The sequence below is a fragment of the Fictibacillus enclensis genome, from assembly GCF_030123385.1.
GTDB classification, from domain to species: domain Bacteria; phylum Bacillota; class Bacilli; order Bacillales; family Fictibacillaceae; genus Fictibacillus_C; species Fictibacillus_C enclensis.
Genome location: NZ_CP126109.1, coordinates 373,087 through 390,628, shown reverse-complemented (window position 1 = coordinate 390,628; position 17,542 = coordinate 373,087). Strand labels below are relative to the sequence as shown.

The 17,542-nt window shown below is 46.8% G+C and carries 9 protein-coding genes, 2 tRNA genes and 3 rRNA genes; 4 read left to right on the top strand and 10 right to left on the bottom strand.

The window, feature by feature from the left end; translation table 11 throughout:
- Window positions 1-2: 2 nt before the first annotated feature.
- The gene (locus QNH15_RS02095) at window positions 3-437 is read left to right on the top strand and encodes an Hsp20/alpha crystallin family protein (RefSeq protein WP_061975024.1); all 435 of its coding nucleotides are present in this window, start codon (window positions 3-5) and stop codon (window positions 435-437) included.
- 63 nt (window positions 438-500) lie between these two features.
- Here QNH15_RS02095 and QNH15_RS02090 read toward each other — a convergent pair whose 3' ends face one another.
- The 8 genes from QNH15_RS02090 to QNH15_RS02055 all read right to left on the bottom strand — a co-directional run bounded on the left by QNH15_RS02090 (window position 501) and on the right by QNH15_RS02055 (window position 10,121).
- Entirely contained in the window at window positions 501-800 is a 300-nt protein-coding gene (locus tag QNH15_RS02090; RefSeq protein WP_283892195.1) for a hypothetical protein, read from the bottom strand.
- Between the two features lie 426 nt (window positions 801-1,226).
- Window positions 1,227-1,342: ribosomal RNA gene (rrf, locus tag QNH15_RS02085) — 5S ribosomal RNA — on the bottom strand.
- 318 nt (window positions 1,343-1,660) lie between these two features.
- Window positions 1,661-4,599 (bottom strand): 23S ribosomal RNA (locus QNH15_RS02080).
- Window positions 4,600-4,788: 189 nt separating this feature from the next.
- Window positions 4,789-4,864: transfer RNA gene (locus QNH15_RS02075), tRNA-Ala, on the bottom strand.
- A 24-nt stretch (window positions 4,865-4,888) separates the two neighbouring features.
- Window positions 4,889-4,965 (bottom strand) — tRNA-Ile (locus QNH15_RS02070).
- A 90-nt stretch (window positions 4,966-5,055) separates the two neighbouring features.
- Window positions 5,056-6,603: ribosomal RNA gene (locus QNH15_RS02065) — 16S ribosomal RNA — on the bottom strand.
- Together the 16S, 23S and 5S rRNA genes with 2 tRNA genes alongside form the textbook arrangement of a ribosomal RNA operon.
- Window positions 6,604-6,910: 307 nt before the next feature.
- Window positions 6,911-8,347, bottom strand: a complete 1,437-nt coding sequence (locus QNH15_RS02060; protein WP_283895398.1) for a nicotinate phosphoribosyltransferase — start codon at window positions 8,345-8,347, stop codon at window positions 6,911-6,913.
- Between the two features lie 109 nt (window positions 8,348-8,456).
- On the bottom strand, window positions 8,457-10,121 hold the full coding sequence (locus QNH15_RS02055) for a transglutaminase domain-containing protein (RefSeq protein WP_283892194.1): 1,665 nt from the start codon (window positions 10,119-10,121) through the stop codon (window positions 8,457-8,459).
- A gap of 276 nt (window positions 10,122-10,397) precedes the next feature.
- Here QNH15_RS02055 and QNH15_RS02050 point away from each other — a divergent pair, with 276 nt between their 5' ends.
- Genes QNH15_RS02050 through QNH15_RS02040 form a run of 3 tightly spaced genes read left to right on the top strand, consistent with a single transcriptional unit; the run spans window position 10,398 to window position 11,796 of the window.
- Window positions 10,398-11,222 (top strand): EcsC family protein, encoded by an 825-nt coding sequence (locus QNH15_RS02050; RefSeq protein WP_283892192.1) that lies wholly within the window; start codon window positions 10,398-10,400, stop codon window positions 11,220-11,222.
- Entirely contained in the window at window positions 11,215-11,550 is a 336-nt protein-coding gene (locus QNH15_RS02045; protein ID WP_283892191.1) for a DUF2085 domain-containing protein, read from the top strand. Before QNH15_RS02050 ends, QNH15_RS02045 begins: the two co-directional genes overlap by 8 nt.
- A 24-nt stretch (window positions 11,551-11,574) precedes the next feature.
- Window positions 11,575-11,796 carry a hypothetical protein gene (locus QNH15_RS02040; protein ID WP_283892189.1) on the top strand — a complete coding sequence of 74 codons (222 nt, stop codon included), beginning with the start codon at window positions 11,575-11,577 and terminating at the stop codon, window positions 11,794-11,796.
- A gap of 51 nt (window positions 11,797-11,847) precedes the next feature.
- On the opposite strand, the gene QNH15_RS02035 is transcribed toward QNH15_RS02040, so the two are convergent.
- Both QNH15_RS02035 and QNH15_RS02030 read right to left on the bottom strand, forming a co-directional pair.
- Complete coding sequence (locus QNH15_RS02035) at window positions 11,848-14,754, bottom strand: hypothetical protein (RefSeq protein WP_283892187.1); 2,907 nt, start codon at window positions 14,752-14,754, stop codon at window positions 11,848-11,850.
- 12 nt (window positions 14,755-14,766) lie between these two features.
- Complete coding sequence (locus tag QNH15_RS02030) at window positions 14,767-17,406, bottom strand: tetratricopeptide repeat protein (RefSeq protein ID WP_283892185.1); 2,640 nt, start codon at window positions 17,404-17,406, stop codon at window positions 14,767-14,769.
- Window positions 17,407-17,542 lie beyond the last annotated feature (136 nt).

Genomic DNA, 17,542 nt, shown 5'->3' with positions numbered 1-17,542 from the left:
CTATGAATCCTTCATGGGGCAAGGGAAACGAATGGAAAAAGTATGCCGACCAGGTACTCGGTAAGGACTTCTTTGAAGACTTTAAAGAATTTGGATTAGCAAACCAAGGGCCTCTAGTTAATATATATGAAAACAAAGAAGAAATTTACTGCTTAATTAATCTCCCGGGTGTAAAAAATATTGAAGATGTGAATCTGTACGTACATTACCGCACCCTGAAGGTCACAGGAAACATCGATTTTTCCATAAAAAAATTTACGTGTGTTACCGAGGAAATTGTATCAGGTCCGATCGAACGGGAAATTCCTCTCCCCCATTCAGTAGAAGACCGACCGCTGGATGCCGGCTACTATCGTGGACTGCTTTATGTGCGCCTCCAGCGCCTGAAACAGGAAAAAGAAAATCAAAAAGTAAAAATCTACGACTATTTTGAATAAGACCCAGAGGCCTGTTTGAAGCCCTCTGGGTCGTTTTTTCGTTGTGGTGGATTTTAAAACCGTTTAAGGATTGGACACCAGCATGATTGCGATGTAGTAAAGAAGGCAGGCATTCGCCAGAAGCTCGGCTGCCATTTCTTCAGACTGCTTTTTAATATTATCGATGTCAGCCTGTACGGGAGTTGTTTTCGGCTTTTTTGAAGCTGATGACGGCCCCTGGGTTTGGGATTCACCCGGGTTTTGGCTGTTTTGCTTCGCTTCCTTTTGTAAGGAATACCGTTTGATTATGAGCGTTTTACCGATGTTAAGAGAACCCTTCATCATGATTGCATCTACATTTACACTTTTAATCGAAATTTTCATGAGCTATCCCTCTTTACGGTTTTAATGGGATCACCATTACACCAATATATGAGGGAGATAGTGGGATTATGTTTAGTTGGGGTTTTGTGGGATTTTTGACGCGGCATGTGGCTGGGAAGAAGTCTGAATTGTTCCTTTCGTTCAAATAACTCTGTTGCATGCAATTATTGGCTAGTTTCGTGCAATTAAGGCGCTGATCGGTGCAATTATGTAATGATTCCCTGCAATTCTCGCCTTCCGTTCAATGTTTTGCTCAATTATGATAACTTTTCGCCCAATTATCATGTAGTTCCGCCTAATTCAATTAAATACTATTTTGGTTCCTTTATTTTAATTTCGGTTCAATTCTGACTTCACAAACACTATTTCAACAAAAAAAGAACAAAAAAAAGAACGGAACGAATTTTCATTCGTCCCGCCCTTTTTGCCCGGCAACGTCCTACTCTAACAGGGGGAAGCCCCCAACTACCATCGGCGCAAAAGAGCTTAACTTCCGTGTTCGGTATGGGAACGGGTGTGACCTCTTCGCTATTGCCACCAGACATATATCGGTTTGTGATCAACGGCGATTTTCTTCGTCAGCTTCACTCCTCCTCTTCCTCATGTACGGTAAAGTACACTCCGGAGAGTCGTCGTTTTGCTTCCTCGAATCTCTTGTCGCTGACAAACCTTTTGTTTTTGAGGCATATTCCCTCAAAACTAGATAACCTTCATCCAAACATTCGCTGATGATAACGTCCAGCTCCATGAACCATATCCTCGAGGTCGTTTCGCCCCTTCCGACGAACACCAAAACCGTGTTCTTGTCAGGGTCTCCAACGCTTGTCGGATATAAACGGTTCATTCCGCTTTAGTTAATTAAGGATAAGCCCTCGACCGATTAGTATCTGTCAGCTCCACGTGTCACCACGCTTCCACACCAGACCTATCAACCTCATCATCTCTAAGGGGTCTTACTCACTTGACGTGATGGGAAATCTCATCTTGAGGGGGGCTTCATGCTTAGATGCTTTCAGCACTTATCCCGTCCACACGTAGCTACCCAGCTATGCCCCTGGCGGAACAACTGGTACACCAGCGGTGTGTCCATCCCGGTCCTCTCGTACTAAGGACAGCTCCTCTCAAATTTCCTGCGCCCGCGACGGATAGGGACCGAACTGTCTCACGACGTTCTGAACCCAGCTCGCGTACCGCTTTAATGGGCGAACAGCCCAACCCTTGGGACCTACTTCAGCCCCAGGATGCGATGAGCCGACATCGAGGTGCCAAACCTCCCCGTCGATGTGGACTCTTGGGGGAGATAAGCCTGTTATCCCCAGGGTAGCTTTTATCCGTTGAGCGATGGCCCTTCCATGCGGAACCACCGGATCACTAAGCCCGACTTTCGTCCCTGCTCGACTTGTAGGTCTCGCAGTCAAGCTCCCTTGTGCCTTTACACTCTGCGAATGATTTCCAACCATTCTGAGGGAACCTTTGGGCGCCTCCGTTACGATTTAGGAGGCGACCGCCCCAGTCAAACTGCCCACCTGACACTGTCTCCGAACCGGATCACGGTTCCAGGTTAGAATTTCAATACAGTCAGGGTAGTATCCCACCGACGCCTCCATCGAAGCTGGCGCTCCGACTTCTCAGGCTCCTACCTATCCTGTACAAACTGTACCAAAATCCAATATCAAGCTGCAGTAAAGCTCCATGGGGTCTTTCCGTCCTGTCGCGGGTAACCTGCATCTTCACAGGTACTATAATTTCACCGGGTCTCTCGTTGAGACAGTATCCAAATCGTTACACCTTTCGTGCGGGTCGGAACTTACCCGACAAGGAATTTCGCTACCTTAGGACCGTTATAGTTACGGCCGCCGTTTACTGGGGCTTCAATTCAGAGCTTCTCCCCTAAGGGATAACCCCTCCTCTTAACCTTCCAGCACCGGGCAGGTGTCAGCCCCTATACTTCGCCTTGCGGCTTCGCAGAGACCTGTGTTTTTGCTAAACAGTCGCTTGGATCTATTCACTGCGGCTCTCTCGGGCGATAAACCCTACCAGAGCACCCCTTCTCCCGAAGTTACGGGGTCATTTTGCCGAGTTCCTTAACGAGAGTTCTCCCGATCATCTTAGGATTCTCTCCTCGCCTACCTGTGTCGGTTTGCGGTACGGGCACCTCTTTCCTCACTAGAGGCTTTTCTTGGCAGTGTAGGATCAGGGACTTCGGTACTGTAATTTCCCTCGCCGTCACAGCTCAGCCTTCACGATTGCGGGATTTGCCTCACAATCAGCCTAACTGCTTAGACGCGCATTTCCATTCGCGCGCTCTCCCTACCTTCCTGCGTCCCCCCGTCGTTCAAACGGAAAGGAGGTGGTACAGGAATTTCAACCTGTTGGCCATCGCCTACGCCTTTCGGCCTCGGCTTAGGTCCCGACTAACCCTGAGCGGACGAGCCTTCCTCAGGAAACCTTAGGCTTTCGATGGACAAGATTCTCACTTGTCTTTCGCTACTCATACCGGCATTCTCACTTCAAAGCGCTCCACCAGTCCTTCCGGTCTGACTTCACCGCACTTCGAACGCTCCCCTACCACTGTACCTGACGGTACAATCCATAGCTTCGGTGATACGTTTAGCCCCGGTACATTTTCGGCGCAGAGTCACTCGACCAGTGAGCTATTACGCACTCTTTAAATGGTGGCTGCTTCTAAGCCAACATCCTGGTTGTCTGGGCAACTCCACATCCTTTCCCACTTAACGTATACTTTGGGACCTTAGCTGATGGTCTGGGCTGTTTCCCTCTTGACTACGGATCTTATCACTCGCAGTCTGACTCCCGCGGATAAGTCTCTGGCATTCGGAGTTTGACTGAATTCGGTAACCCTGTGGGGGCCCCTAGTCCAATCAGTGCTCTACCTCCAGGACTCTAGCCGCGAGGCTAGCCCTAAAGCTATTTCGGGGAGAACCAGCTATCTCCGTGTTCGATTGGCATTTCACCCCTACCCACACCTCATCCCCGCACTTTTCAACGTGCGTGGGTTCGGGCCTCCATTCAGTGTTACCTGAACTTCACCCTGGACATGGGTAGATCACACGGTTTCGGGTCTACGACAACGTACTATGGCGCCCTATTCAGACTCGCTTTCGCTGCGGCTCCGCCTTCTCGGCTTAACCTTGCACGTTATCGTAACTCGCCGGTTCATTCTACAAAAGGCACGCTGTCACCCGTTAATGGGCTCCAACTACTTGTAGGCACACGGTTTCAGGATCTCTTTCACTCCCCTTCCGGGGTGCTTTTCACCTTTCCCTCACGGTACTGGTTCACTATCGGTCACTAGGGAGTATTTAGCCTTGGGAGATGGTCCTCCCGGATTCCGACGGGGTTTCACGTGTCCCGCCGTACTCAGGATCCACTCAGGAGGGAACGAAGTTTCAACTACAGGGCTGTTACCTTCTTTGGCCGGCCTTTCCAGACCGCTTCATCTACCCCGTTCCTTTGTAACTCCATGTAGAGTGTCCTACAACCCCAGAGGGCAAGCCCTCTGGTTTGGGCTGTTTCCGTTTCGCTCGCCGCTACTCAGGAAATCGCATTTGCTTTCTCTTCCTCCGGGTACTTAGATGTTTCAGTTCCCCGGGTCTGCCTTCTCATATCCTATGTATTCAGATATGGATACCATCCCATTACGGATGGTGGGTTCCCCCATTCGGAAATCCCCGGATCAACGCTTACTTACAGCTCCCCGAGGCATATCGGTGTTCGTCCCGTCCTTCTTCGGCTCCTAGTGCCAAGGCATCCACCGTGCGCCCTTTCTAGCTTAACCTTTAACACGATCGTAAGATCGTTAAAAATAGTACTAAATCAGCGCACAACTAATGAATTAGTTGGCTTGTTTGGATGTTTCGTTATCTAGTTTTCAAGGAACATGACGTGCATTTCATCGGTGTTGCCTTCAAGAGACAACTTTTATATTATACCGACTAAAAAAGAAAATGTCAACAGCATTTTCTAATGGTGGAGCCTAGCGGGATCGAACCGCTGACCTCCTGCGTGCAAGGCAGGCGCTCTCCCAGCTGAGCTAAGGCCCCATCTTGTCTTTATTAGAATGTGTATGGTGGGCCTAAATGGACTCGAACCATCGACCTCACGCTTATCAGGCGTGCGCTCTAACCAGCTGAGCTATAGGCCCATGCACCATATATAGAGAGAAGTTCTCTCAAAACCAAACAAAAGCTCAGAGTAAGATTCATGAGGCACCTGAGTGCTCATGTCTCCATAGAAAGGAGGTGATCCAGCCGCACCTTCCGATACGGCTACCTTGTTACGACTTCACCCCAATCATCTGTCCCACCTTCGGCGGCTGGCTCCAAAAGGTTACCCCACCGACTTCGGGTGTTACAAACTCTCGTGGTGTGACGGGCGGTGTGTACAAGGCCCGGGAACGTATTCACCGCGGCATGCTGATCCGCGATTACTAGCAATTCCGGCTTCATGTAGGCGAGTTGCAGCCTACAATCCGAACTGAGAGTGGCTTTTTGGGATTGGCTCGGCCTCGCGGCTTCGCAACCCTTTGTACCACCCATTGTAGCACGTGTGTAGCCCAGGTCATAAGGGGCATGATGATTTGACGTCATCCCCACCTTCCTCCGGTTTGTCACCGGCAGTCACCTTAGAGTGCCCAACTGAATGCTGGCAACTAAGGTCAAGGGTTGCGCTCGTTGCGGGACTTAACCCAACATCTCACGACACGAGCTGACGACAACCATGCACCACCTGTCACTCTGTCCCCCGAAGGGGAAAGCTTGATCTCTCAAGTGGTCAGAGGATGTCAAGACCTGGTAAGGTTCTTCGCGTTGCTTCGAATTAAACCACATGCTCCACTGCTTGTGCGGGCCCCCGTCAATTCCTTTGAGTTTCAGCCTTGCGGCCGTACTCCCCAGGCGGAGTGCTTAATGTGTTAACGTCAGCACTGAGGGTGGAACCCCCCAACACCTAGCACTCATCGTTTACGGCGTGGACTACCAGGGTATCTAATCCTGTTTGCTCCCCACGCTTTCGCGCCTCAGCGTCAGTTACAGGCCAAAAAGCCGCCTTCGCCACTGGTGTTCCTCCACATCTCTACGCATTTCACCGCTACACGTGGAATTCCACTTTTCTCTCCTGCACTCAAGTCTCCCAGTTTCCAATGACCCTCCACGGTTGAGCCGTGGGCTTTCACATCAGACTTAAAAGACCGCCTGCGCGCGCTTTACGCCCAATAATTCCGGATAACGCTTGCCACCTACGTATTACCGCGGCTGCTGGCACGTAGTTAGCCGTGGCTTTCTGGTCAGGTACCGTCAAGGTACCGGCAGTTACTCCGGTACTTGTTCTTCTCTGACAACAGAGCTTTACGACCCGAAGGCCTTCATCGCTCACGCGGCGTTGCTCGGTCAGACTTTCGTCCATTGCCGAAGATTCCCTACTGCTGCCTCCCGTAGGAGTCTGGGCCGTGTCTCAGTCCCAGTGTGGCCGATCACCCTCTCAGGTCGGCTACGCATCGTCGCCTTGGTGAGCCGTTACCTCACCAACTAGCTAATGCGCCGCGGGCCCATCTGTAAGCGTCAGCCGAAACCGACTTTCAAAAAAGAAGCAGGCGCTTCTCGTTATCATCCGGTATTAGCTCCGGTTTCCCGGAGTTATCCCCGTCTTACAGGCAGGTTACCCACGTGTTACTCACCCGTCCGCCGCTAAATCAGAGGAGCAAGCTCCTCGTCATTCGCTCGACTTGCATGTATTAGGCACGCCGCCAGCGTTCATCCTGAGCCAGGATCAAACTCTCCAATAAAGTGTTTGATATAGCTCTTAATGTTTAAAAATAAGAAATTGATGGGATTGTAAAATCCCTGACTTACTCTGGCTTTTGTTTGGTTTTCAAAGAACTGTTTGTTTCCGTCGCTCTCGTTGGCGACAAGAAATATCTTATCAAATCCTGCTTGCTAAGTCAACAACTTTTTTCAATGTTTTTTTGAAGGAAAGTATGTATCAAAAGCAGCAACGTTTACTACTATACCAGCGATTTCAGGAGTGGTCAACCCTTTTTATCAAAATAAAAAAAGAGCCCGCAGATGAAAACGACCGGGCTCTTGGAATGATTATTTGGTTGCTTCTTTAAGGAGCTCCATTTTTGTAGTCCATGCTTTTTCGCTGAGGTCCACATGATAGGTCTGCGGATTCAGCTTTCGCATGTGCTGAGGCCAGAACATCTTAATCTGGCTGCGGAAATGAGATTTGATTTCATCCACCTGCGGCAAGTCATAAACAAGTTCTCCCTCATTAAAGACCGGCTTGAGCAGTTCTTCCGCTCGGTAGTTATGGATGGTTTTGCTTTTATAGGTTTCCACCGGATCAAAAAGGTAGATGTCTTTTTCCGGAAGGGTTTCGCCTACCATCGCAATGTAATCCGCTTCGGCTTTCCCTGTGTCTTCGTTTACGATACGATATACCGTCTTGAAGCCCGGGTTTGTCACTTTTTCCACATTGCCTGATACTTTTATGGTTGGAACATACTCGCCATTGCTTTCACGGGCAACAAGCTTGTACACTCCGCCAAGTGCCGGCTGGTCAGCAGCTGTAATGAGCTGGGTTCCCACGCCCCAGGAAGTGATTGTAGCACCCTGGCTTTTCAGCTCAGAGATTACTTCTTCATCCAGATCGTTGGAGCCAACGATGACCGTATCCGTCAATCCGGCTTCATCCAGCATTCTTCTCGCCTGAATGGAAAGATACGCAAGATCCCCGCTGTCGAGGCGGATGCCTTTAAGTGCCTTCCCTTTTTCTTTCAATTCCAGGCCAATTTTGATGGCATTTGGAATTCCGCTTTTCAACGTATCGTATGTGTCAACGAGCAAGGTGCTTTGATCCGGAAGAGCTTCGGCAAACTTCCGGAAAGACTCTTCTTCCGTTTCAAAGCTTTGTACCCAGGAGTGAGCGTGAGTGCCCTTGGTCGGAATCCCAAAGTATTTGCCTGCCAACAAATTGGAGGTAGCTCCAAAACCGGCAATATAGGCCGCTCTTGCTCCCCAGATGGCAGCGTCCGCTTCCTGCGCGCGGCGCGATCCGAATTCCATAAAGTAATCTTCAGGTGCCACCTGCTTAATTCTTGCCGCTTTGGTCGCGATCAAGGTTTGGTAATTCATGAAGTTCAATAGAGCCGTTTCGATCAGATGAGCTTCAAAAATTCTCGCTTCGATCCGGAGGAGCGGCTCTCTTGGAAAGACGATGCTCCCTTCCTGGACTGAAGCCAGGCTTCCCGTGAACCGGAATTCCCTCAGTTCCTGAAGAAATCCTTCCTCATATTGTTCTTCCTGTTCTTTTAAATAATTGATATCTTCTTCTGTAAAGCGCAGATTCTGCAAATAATAAACAATACGTTCAAGCCCTGCAAATACAGCATAGCCATTGCCAAACGGGTTTTTGCGATAAAATGCTTCGCAAACGCATTTTTTATTTTGTGTACCGTTTTTCCAATGAGCATACATCATATTGATCTGGTACTTGTCGGTATGTAGTGTCAAATCTTCATGCCGCATCATCGTTCTTCACACCTTTCTCGCCTTATTTTCCCTTAAGTTCACAGTTCCTACTCTACTCGTTATTAAAAAATAAAGAAAGCCCTGAGACCTGAGTCCCGGGCTTACCTTAATATTCAATTCCAGACTTCGTATGGGACTTCTTAAATTCCTCGGGGTTTGGATCAAAATATTTCAAGGTGTAATTCCTGACAAAGCGGCCGTTCTGAAGATAGCCAGAACCCCAGGTCGGATCCATGGTGAGCCAGCGGCCGTCCACCTTTGTTTCTATCCAGGCATGGTCCTGGCCGGCATATCCGATGGCCATCCTTGCTTCCAACCCGCCTGCCCTCAGCAGAGCAATCGCCAAATACGAAAAATCCTGACAGACCCCTTTTTTCTCATGAAGGGTTTTAAGCGCACTGTCATCAAAAGCAAAGGACCGTTTGTCGAGCTTATTGACATCATACTGAATGTTCTTGGCTACGTACTCGTACACGGCTTTTGCCTTGTCTTTGTCATTGTGCCGGTTGGCCATTAACTGAGCCGACAGCCTGCCGATTTCCATATCGTCCGATTGTATGCCTCTTGACGGGAGACTGTAACGGGCATCATGCTGGTTGTTGTTTTCCATCGTAAAATGGGCAATGCCAACAAAATGCTGAACGCTTGTATTGGCCGAGGAAATTTCCGGCGCAAACACATTCACATCATATTTTCCGGGGCCGAACCGAAGATAAAACTTTCCATCAAACGCGTAGTCTTTCACAGGGACAGCGTACATGGCTTCAAGCGATCCCTTTTTGGTTTGAACAAACACGGTGTCTGTATCTTTGGCAAACGGAGCGTTCGAATCAATTTTTCCTTTAAGTTCATAATCCAGATCGGTTTTTATTCCGCCTGCAGCAGGAGACTCCAGTGTGAATCCTCGCTCGCTGTATTCTTTTGAAAACTCGATCGGCTGGGAAATGGTGTCGGATGTGTTATCTACTTTCAGTTCAGCAGCCTCGTTATAATAATTGGCCACGTTAGATGCAGGTGTCATGACTTTCAGGGTATGAACGCCCTCACCAAAATAAAGAGGCACCTGAGTATCAAAATGTCCGTTTTCAACAGGAACCATAATTTTCGTGACCTGAGTTCCTTTGGACATTTCCACCAGCAAATCCTTCGCTTTATCATCATCGATGGATCCCTTGATATCCACATTTCCGTCTTTTTTCATGTAGCCATCAATGGAGGAGTTCAGCTTCAATTTCTGCTGATACGCATTTTGCGTGTACAGCACATCGCGTTTTACTTCCGGGTTCACGTTGGTTACGTTCATTTGAGCCAAGTCATAATAATAATCCTTGCTTTCATCGCTCGGAAGGCTGACTCTCACATCATATTTGCCTTTCCCGTTAAACAGCTGGACTTTTTGCTTGAACCGTCCATTTTCGATGGGTGCCAAATACTTAAAATTGCTTCCGTCTTTTTCACTGCGGATCGTAATCAGCGTATAGCTTGATTTTAAACGCTTGGTATTATTGATTCTTCCCGTAACCATAAAGGAAGAATTCACACTGAATTCTTTGTATTTGGGGCTTGTTAGCGTAGCACCGACCCTTCGGCTGTAGCCGCTGAGCTCCAAACGTTTTAAATCGGCTGTCTCATTATTCTTCTCCGCCGCTTGAGTAAGGGCATTGCCTGGTGTGTCTTTTTCTTCAGTAGGGCTGCCTGAGTCCAATAAACTGCAGCCTGGCAAGCTTAAGAGCAGAAACGGAAGAATGAAAGTGAGGATCGTTTTCCTCATTGTTTTCACTCCTTACTGTACTTACCTCTATTTTAAGGCATTTACAGGTTGGTGGCTAATCGTATTCAATGTATAGGACAAGACAACGTTGACTCCTACTACTTTATCGACCGGCAGCTGCTTGTATGACAGCTTTCTCACTGGGTCTCATTTCCAATTAATACCCGTTGCCAAATTGCGGTTAAACTAAAATGTGAATCCTCCTCCCGCTTTTCACGTATGACAATACATATTAAAATATAAACAGAACCTTATGAGGGTACAGGTTATGAAGGAGTGTTTACGATCGAGTCTCTTGAATTTTTGCAGAAGGAATTGGAAAGTGTTGAGAAATGGGAAAAGGATCAAAAGGATTTATGGTTTTGGGAAAAGCTTGGGCGGATCCCTTTCAAGCTTCTCGATAAAATCACACCAAAATTTTTGCAGGACAAGGCGCTTCAAATTCTCGATGAGATTGGAAGCTATGTTCAAACAGGCGGCAAGTATCTCGTCAGCGAGAAATCCATCTTAAAAAAATTTAAAGAAACAGGAATCCTGCAGGAGGAATTCGCTCCATCAGACATCGCAAACCTGCCGCTTGGCGCCATGGACCAGACCGCTTCTTATTTTAAAAGCAGCCGTACGAAAATGGCCACCGTACAAGGAGCAACAACCGGTGTTGGCGGGCTGTTCACATTAGGGATCGATATTCCTATCATTCTCGGCCTGTCACTGAAAACCCTTCAGGAAATTGCGATCTCCTACGGCTATAATCCCAACAGCAAAGAGGAACGGATTTTCATCATCAAATGCCTGCAATTCGCTTCTTCGGATTATGTAGGGAAACGGGCGATTTTAGAAGAACTATCCATGACGGATGGCGAGCGGAACCGCCAGGCCATCTCCCAGCTTCAGGGCTGGCGGGAGGTCATCGCTGCCTACCGGGACAACTTCGGGTGGAAAAAATTGTTTCAAATGGTGCCTGTAGCAGGGATTGTTTTCGGGGCGTTTATCAACAAGTCCACCATTGATGAAGTGGCTGAAACGGGCATGATGCTCTACAGAAAACGCAGAATCCTGGAACGAATCCAGCAAATTCAACAGGGACCGGCAGATGAGTAAGGAAGAACTGCTCGCTATTGTGCCGTGCCACCGGAAGCCGGAACGCTGTTTGAAAATCAACGGAAAACCGATGGCCTTGTGTGCACGATGCACCGCACTTTATAGCTCTTATCTGCTGCTTCCTTTCCTCTATTTTGTTCCGCAGCTGCACAGCCTTGCGATCGCACTCCTTCTTCAGCTTCCCATGCTGGCAGATGGCCTGTCACAACAATGGAAATGGCGGGAAAGCACCAATACAATAAGGGTAGTGACCGGAGCCATGAGCGGAGTCGGGCAGTGCTTTTTCATATGGTTTATGGCAGATTGGCTGAGCCAAGCACTCAGTTAACTTTCGTAGGAAAGGATGGTTGGAATGTTTATTCTTCAGCTTGTTGCACTATTGAGCTTACTGGTTGCCGGTGTCCAGGTGCTTGCGGTTGGAAACGTGATCGCTGGTGTTTCCCTGATCGGTTCAGGGTCGGTCATCAGCGCTGGCACGTATTATCTCTATTCCAAAAAAGCAAAAAACCGAAAAAAGCAGTCAGGCAAAAAGTCAAAAAGCCTGGATTGCTGTGATTTTGATCTCTGTGACTAATACATAAAAACAAAAAGCAGCAGGACCTTCGTGGTCCTGCTGCTTTTTGTGTTAGATTTGCGGCACCGCTTGTTCGGCCTCTGGAAGAGGAGCTTCCTCTTCAGCCGGAGTGTTATCCGTTGCATCCGTAGTTTGCGCTTCTTCCTCTGATACCTCTTCTTTTGGTGTTTCTGAATGACCTTGTTGTACACTTTCTTGTTCAGTATTGCCTTCTTCAGTCTTTACTTGTTCGGTTTCTTTTTTGTTAGTTGTTTCTTTGGATGGTTCTACTGTTTTTTCTTTACTTACTTCTTTTTTAACAGGTGGTACTTCAGTGTTTTTTTGATTATCAGAGCTGCTGGTGTTATTAGGTTTGCTTTCTGCTTTATCCTCTTCATACAGAGCTGTTAATTTTGCTTTTGCTTCTGTTTTAATCTCACTACTTACTTTTTCTGAATTTAGCAACGTTTTGTAATAGCTAACCGCTGTAGTAAGCTCTTTGTCTTTAATTTTATCTGCTTCACTTAACAGGCTCGCTGACTCTGATTGAAGTACCTGATTCATAAAATTCCATTTAATTGTTGCTTCGTTCAAATATACTACAACTTTTTCATGACTATCTTTTTTCTCAATCATCGCTTTATTGTAATCATCAATAGCTTCTTGACGCTTTTTTGCATCTGCCTTAACATCATTTGGCATTCCTACTGCACTTGTTATATTACGATATGCCTTTAAAAGTTTTTGGAAAGACTCTTCCGCCACCTCTATATTTAATATTTTTTGTGCAGCGCTGATCATAATCAAATCATTTTGATGTTTATTATACAAACTATTGGATTCACTTCCATAAAAAATAACATCATACTGAACATTTATGTCATTACTATTTTGTTCCTCTAAACTCTTTGCTTTTCGATAATATCCAAACGCTTTTTTACGATCAAAAGCTTTATTTTTAATCGTATTATCAACATTTGGTGTTGTGCTTAATAAGTCGTATATTTTTTCCTCTTTATCCATATCTTTTGCAGAATAGGATTCAGCTTTTTTAAGCAATTTGTCAGCAATTTTATTCATTGCTACTTGAAGAGGACTACTATCTTTCGGATTAGCACCCCACTTATCAATCGATTCTGAAGCTAGTATTACCTTTTCAGAAGGATCTGCTGATTCTTCTGCCTGAAGCATAAGATAATATGCATCTAATCTTGTTCCAGCAGCAGAACTTACTTCCTGAGGTACCCCTGATTCTTCTGTAAGCACCTGGTAGTTTCTAATAACATCATTTTTAATTTCATCTTGATCTTCTATGAATCCTTTTTCAATCAAGATATTCGTTTCATTCAGCAGAGCTCTGCTCGCGTTATCAACTACAGGTTTTACCTCCGGATATTCAGATAAAAAATTCTCGTTACCACCCTGTTCAATAATACGCACATACTCTTTTTTCCCAAACAGGTCATTCATTGTTTTTAACTCTTCGCCAGCTGGAATCTCCTCATATTGGCCAGGGATTCTAGGCTCAGTTTTACTTCTTTCATCATTGATTTTATTATTGACGATATTTTGAATATATCCATTTGCTTCTTGCCGATAAGCAGGTGCATATTGTACGAGAAGTTGATATTTATTCAATGCTGCTGCTAAATTATTTGCCAACATATCCTGAAAAGCAGCATCCATGACAACACGATCTGCATGACTGTAATCACTAGGATTCAAGTCATCATTTGGTTCACCATCAAGCTGGTCAACTTTATTGTAAGTTCCTATATAGTAAAGAATTTGCTGAGCTTTTTCTTGATCAGGCTGCTGAGCTTGATCCTGGTTTGTTTCGTCTGGGTTTTCAGGGTTTACTTTCTTGCTCAAATAAATTTCAATTTCTTCTTTGGCAAACTTTTTATAGATTTCATTCCTAACCTCAGCTTTGTAAGCATCTAATTCTTTATTAGAAAAACCAAGAGAGGATATCATTTGGTAAGTTGCCAAATTCTCTTGTGTTAACAATTGTTTTGTTTTTGTCTCAGCAGCTGCATCGACTATCCATTGAATCAAATCTTCTTTAACCTTCTCATCGTCAACGTTATCTATAGCCGCTGGCCCATATGACATTACATTATATAGATCCTTATTTCTAGGGTCATTCCCCTTTATTCCACCATGGTACTTAACCACTCTTTCATACACTGTTTCCGGAACAACTAACTGCACTTTAGGAAACATATCCTGCCACTTTACATCGCCTTGATTATCCCCACCACCGTTGCCTGGATCGGTCGGATCAGTAGGCCCAGGCCCTCCTGGATCAGTTGGATCTGTTGGTCCTCCTGGTGTTCCCGGATCCTGGTCACCAGGATTGCCGCCATTATCACCGCCACCGTTGTCAGGAGGGGTAGTAGTTCCATCATCCGTTTGATCTCCAGGTTGGTCAGGATTTGGATTTTCTGTACCTGGATCTTCTGTACCTGAGTTTTCCTGGTTATTCGGATTATCACCTGTCAGATCTGGTACTGAATCATCATTTGGCGGTAATATCGGCAAAGATGGTTCATCCCCTTTAGGAATCTCCGGCGGTGGCGGTGTTGGGATCACAACCTTATCCGGATCCACAAACAATTGCGTAATCGGTTCATCCGGATTGGATGCATCCACAAGGTATACCGGGCTGTCGGTGTCGTCGTTCAGGGCGAAGTCGTCACCGGTGTTGTCCGGGGAGATTTCGGTTGCTCTTCTTTTTGGCTGGTTATCCCTGTCGTCCTTGACCTGGTTGTCATCGGTATTGAGTGTGATGTCTTTGGCTGGTTTACCCTTGTTCTTTTCTGATTTTGTGGTTTCCACGCTGGCTGTCTCCGTCTTTTGGGTTTGCCAGTAATACGTGCCGGTACCTGCAAGTGCCACAAGTAAGGCGGCAGAAGATGTGAGCATTACCCTCTTCGCTTTGGGGCTTAAAAAACTTTCATTTTCCTGGTCTGCCATGGTTGTCCCTCCCTAGATCAAAACCTTTTTCGATTTCATTTCTTTGATGCGCTGTTTCGCAAGGCTCACATCGGTAGCGTCGTCGTTGATTTGAATCACCTTTTTCAGCAGCGGCAATGCTTTTTTGTAGTTCTTTTCTTTAATCTGGAACATTCCGTACACAAAATAGGCGTGGCCGTAAATTGGATTCAGTTTGATAACTTGCTTGTACGTTTTTTCTGCCTTTTTCTTGTCTCCGACTTTTTCGTACAGAATGCCAATATTGAGAATGGTTGTTTTCTCCTGAATACCCAGGTCGATCACCTGGTTGTACGAGTTCAACGCTTCTTTATATAAATTTTGGCTTTTCGCCTTTTGCTTTTTATCCTCGGCATATAATCCGTATTCATAGTAGAGCTGGCCGGTCATATTCAGGTAATCGATATTCGTATAATCATCGCGAAGCAGTCCGTTCGCCAGCGTAATCGCATTTTCGTAGGTTTTTACCTTTGTGGCATCATCCGTTTGGTTCGTCTTGTTGTTGGTGATGTAAGCTTCAACAAGCTTCTTGGCGTACTTTTTGTTCCCCGGATCCAAATCCACCGACTGTTCAAAGAAATCTACTGCCTCTGAGCTCTTCCCCTGTCTGGTGGCGAGATCGCCTTTTAGATAGGCCACAAACGCCTTGGACTGATTGTCCTTCCCTTGCAGCTGCTCCACCAGCGCATTTGCTTTTTTCAGCTGGTTAATGGACGCATAGCTGACAACCAGGTCACGGATGGCGTCCTGGTGGTATTTGTTCTTTTTATCCTTGTATGCTCCCTGGTAATAAGGAATGGCGGCGTTATAATCCTTCTCCAAAAAGTAGGCGCGGCCCATCAAATAGTTGGCCTCGGTATTTCTCGAAGACAGTTCCTTCTTGAATTTCAAGTCATTCATGTACTGAATGGCCTGCTGGTTCTGCCCCTGGCTGATATAGATCGTGGCCATTTTCGTGTAAAGATCTTCGGTCGGCTTTTTATCAATCGCCTTTTGAATATACTGTTCAGCCTCGCTGTATCTCCGTTCAGAGAACGCTTCGGTTCCCTGCTTTATGTAATCGTTCCATTTCTTCTCCTGAGCTGCCTCGTACAGGTAATAAAGTCCGATGCCAAGGCAGACCGCAGCAACGGTTCCGGCTATCCATTTCCAATGGCGGGAAAAGAACACCTTTGCGTTGAATTTCTGCTTTTCCGCCATTTGCGCTTCAAAGGGCTCAGCCAGTGCGGCGGCTGTTGCCTGTTCCCGTTCCTTGGCGATCAGCTTCAGTTTTTCCGCAGTGGACTGCTGCTCCGCCTCTGCCCTGATCTGATTTTGAATTTCCTCGATAATGATCGACAGCTCTTCCTTGGTCGTAAAGTCAACCGAAGGCAGCTGGGTGCATCGCGTATAAAAAATAAGGGCGGTATTCCAGTCCCGGAGTTTTTCAAAATGCTGGGCAGCCTCCAGATAATGCGACGGAACGAGCTCGGGCCGGCGGCTTTCTTCCTCATCACTCAGCAGCATCTGCAGCTCTTCGACGACCGACTTCTGTTCAGGAAACTGCTGCATGATGTATTGGTACTCACTGTGCGCCGCTTTTTTATTGCCCAGTCCTTCAAACGCTGCGGCAATTTGCAGCAGGGTGTCCAGGCTCATGGAGCCGAGCGGCACGGAAGGTTTTTTTGAAGCCATATACAGTTCATGGCTGTGCATCACAAAGCTTTTCACATTTTCGGGAAAAATCTCGTACCACTGTGAAAACGAAGGACATTCTTGCAAACTTTCACTCTTCCAAGCTTGTTCGAACAATTCCTCTGCTGCCTGACCCATGGTCTCCCGAAGCACACCTTTAAGCTTTTTATAGCGTTCACTCTTACTCTGCATCTCATAGGTATCAAAATAACTGAAGTCATCTGCTTTCAGACTGCGAACTTCCTTATCGTGCCAGGATGCCATTTCCACGATCAAAACCGCTCCGGCAAAACGGTCGGCCTCCTTTGACCAGATGCCATCCTTCACATAATTGGCCGCATATCCGGGCGATCCACCCGGCAGGGCTTTGGGCTCGTCCAATTCGGGTGCGTATAGCTCCTCGATATCAATCAGTTCAATATCGGCAAAAATGGGCCGGGCACTCTCCTGAAGAAACGGCAACATCACATTGCTTGATGACAGGTCACAGTGAGCCACGCCTGCCTCTTCCAGCTCTTTTAAAAGAAAAGCCATCATGCAGGCAATACGAAGACAGGTATCTTTGGACAGTGCCTGTTCACCCATCAGAATGTCGGCCCATGTAGGACCATCGATCCATGGCATGATCAAGGCATAGTTCAAGTCGTCATACCGGCCGACCAGCCTCGCATGCTCTTCTTCCTCGATCACCGAACGCAGACAGGCAGACAGCCCGTAAAAGGAAGAATAGTCTTTAAGCTGTTCGGATAGGCGGACCTGATTCTTATTTTTAAACCTGTCCCTGAACACCTTCAGTGCCGCTTTATTTCTCGTATTCTCTTCTTTGATCTGGTAGACCGTACCCTGGCGCCCTTCCTGTCCGTATGGAATATCAATTCCCACAACGGCGGGGTGCTTGGGGAACGTATATCTCCTTCCAAACAGGCGAATGCTTTCGCCAACTTCCGGCTGAAAACTCATAATGCCAAACTCCTATCCCTGAGACCATTAGGCTATGTAATTGCCAATGATATACATTCTCTTTTTTCGACAATGATAAACCATGAATCTATTGCTTTCTGTATTATTTTACAAAACCCGCGCTCAATAATACACA

Bases quoted from the DNA above. Each gene is read 5' to 3' on its own strand.
- QNH15_RS02095 (WP_061975024.1), top strand. From the start codon at position 3: ATGAATCCTTCATGGGGCAAGGGAAACGAATGGAAAAAGTATGCCGAC.
- QNH15_RS02055 (WP_283892194.1), bottom strand. From the start codon at position 10,121: ATGAGGAAAACGATCCTCACTTTCATTCTTCCGTTTCTGCTCTTAAGC.
- QNH15_RS02090 (WP_283892195.1), bottom strand. From the start codon at position 800: ATGAAAATTTCGATTAAAAGTGTAAATGTAGATGCAATCATGATGAAG.
- QNH15_RS02035 (WP_283892187.1), bottom strand. From the start codon at position 14,754: ATGGCAGACCAGGAAAATGAAAGTTTTTTAAGCCCCAAAGCGAAGAGG.
- QNH15_RS02030 (WP_283892185.1), bottom strand. From the start codon at position 17,406: ATGAGTTTTCAGCCGGAAGTTGGCGAAAGCATTCGCCTGTTTGGAAGG.
- QNH15_RS02045 (WP_283892191.1), top strand. From the start codon at position 11,215: ATGAGTAAGGAAGAACTGCTCGCTATTGTGCCGTGCCACCGGAAGCCG.
- QNH15_RS02060 (WP_283895398.1), bottom strand. From the start codon at position 8,347: ATGCGGCATGAAGATTTGACACTACATACCGACAAGTACCAGATCAAT.
- QNH15_RS02040 (WP_283892189.1), top strand. From the start codon at position 11,575: ATGTTTATTCTTCAGCTTGTTGCACTATTGAGCTTACTGGTTGCCGGT.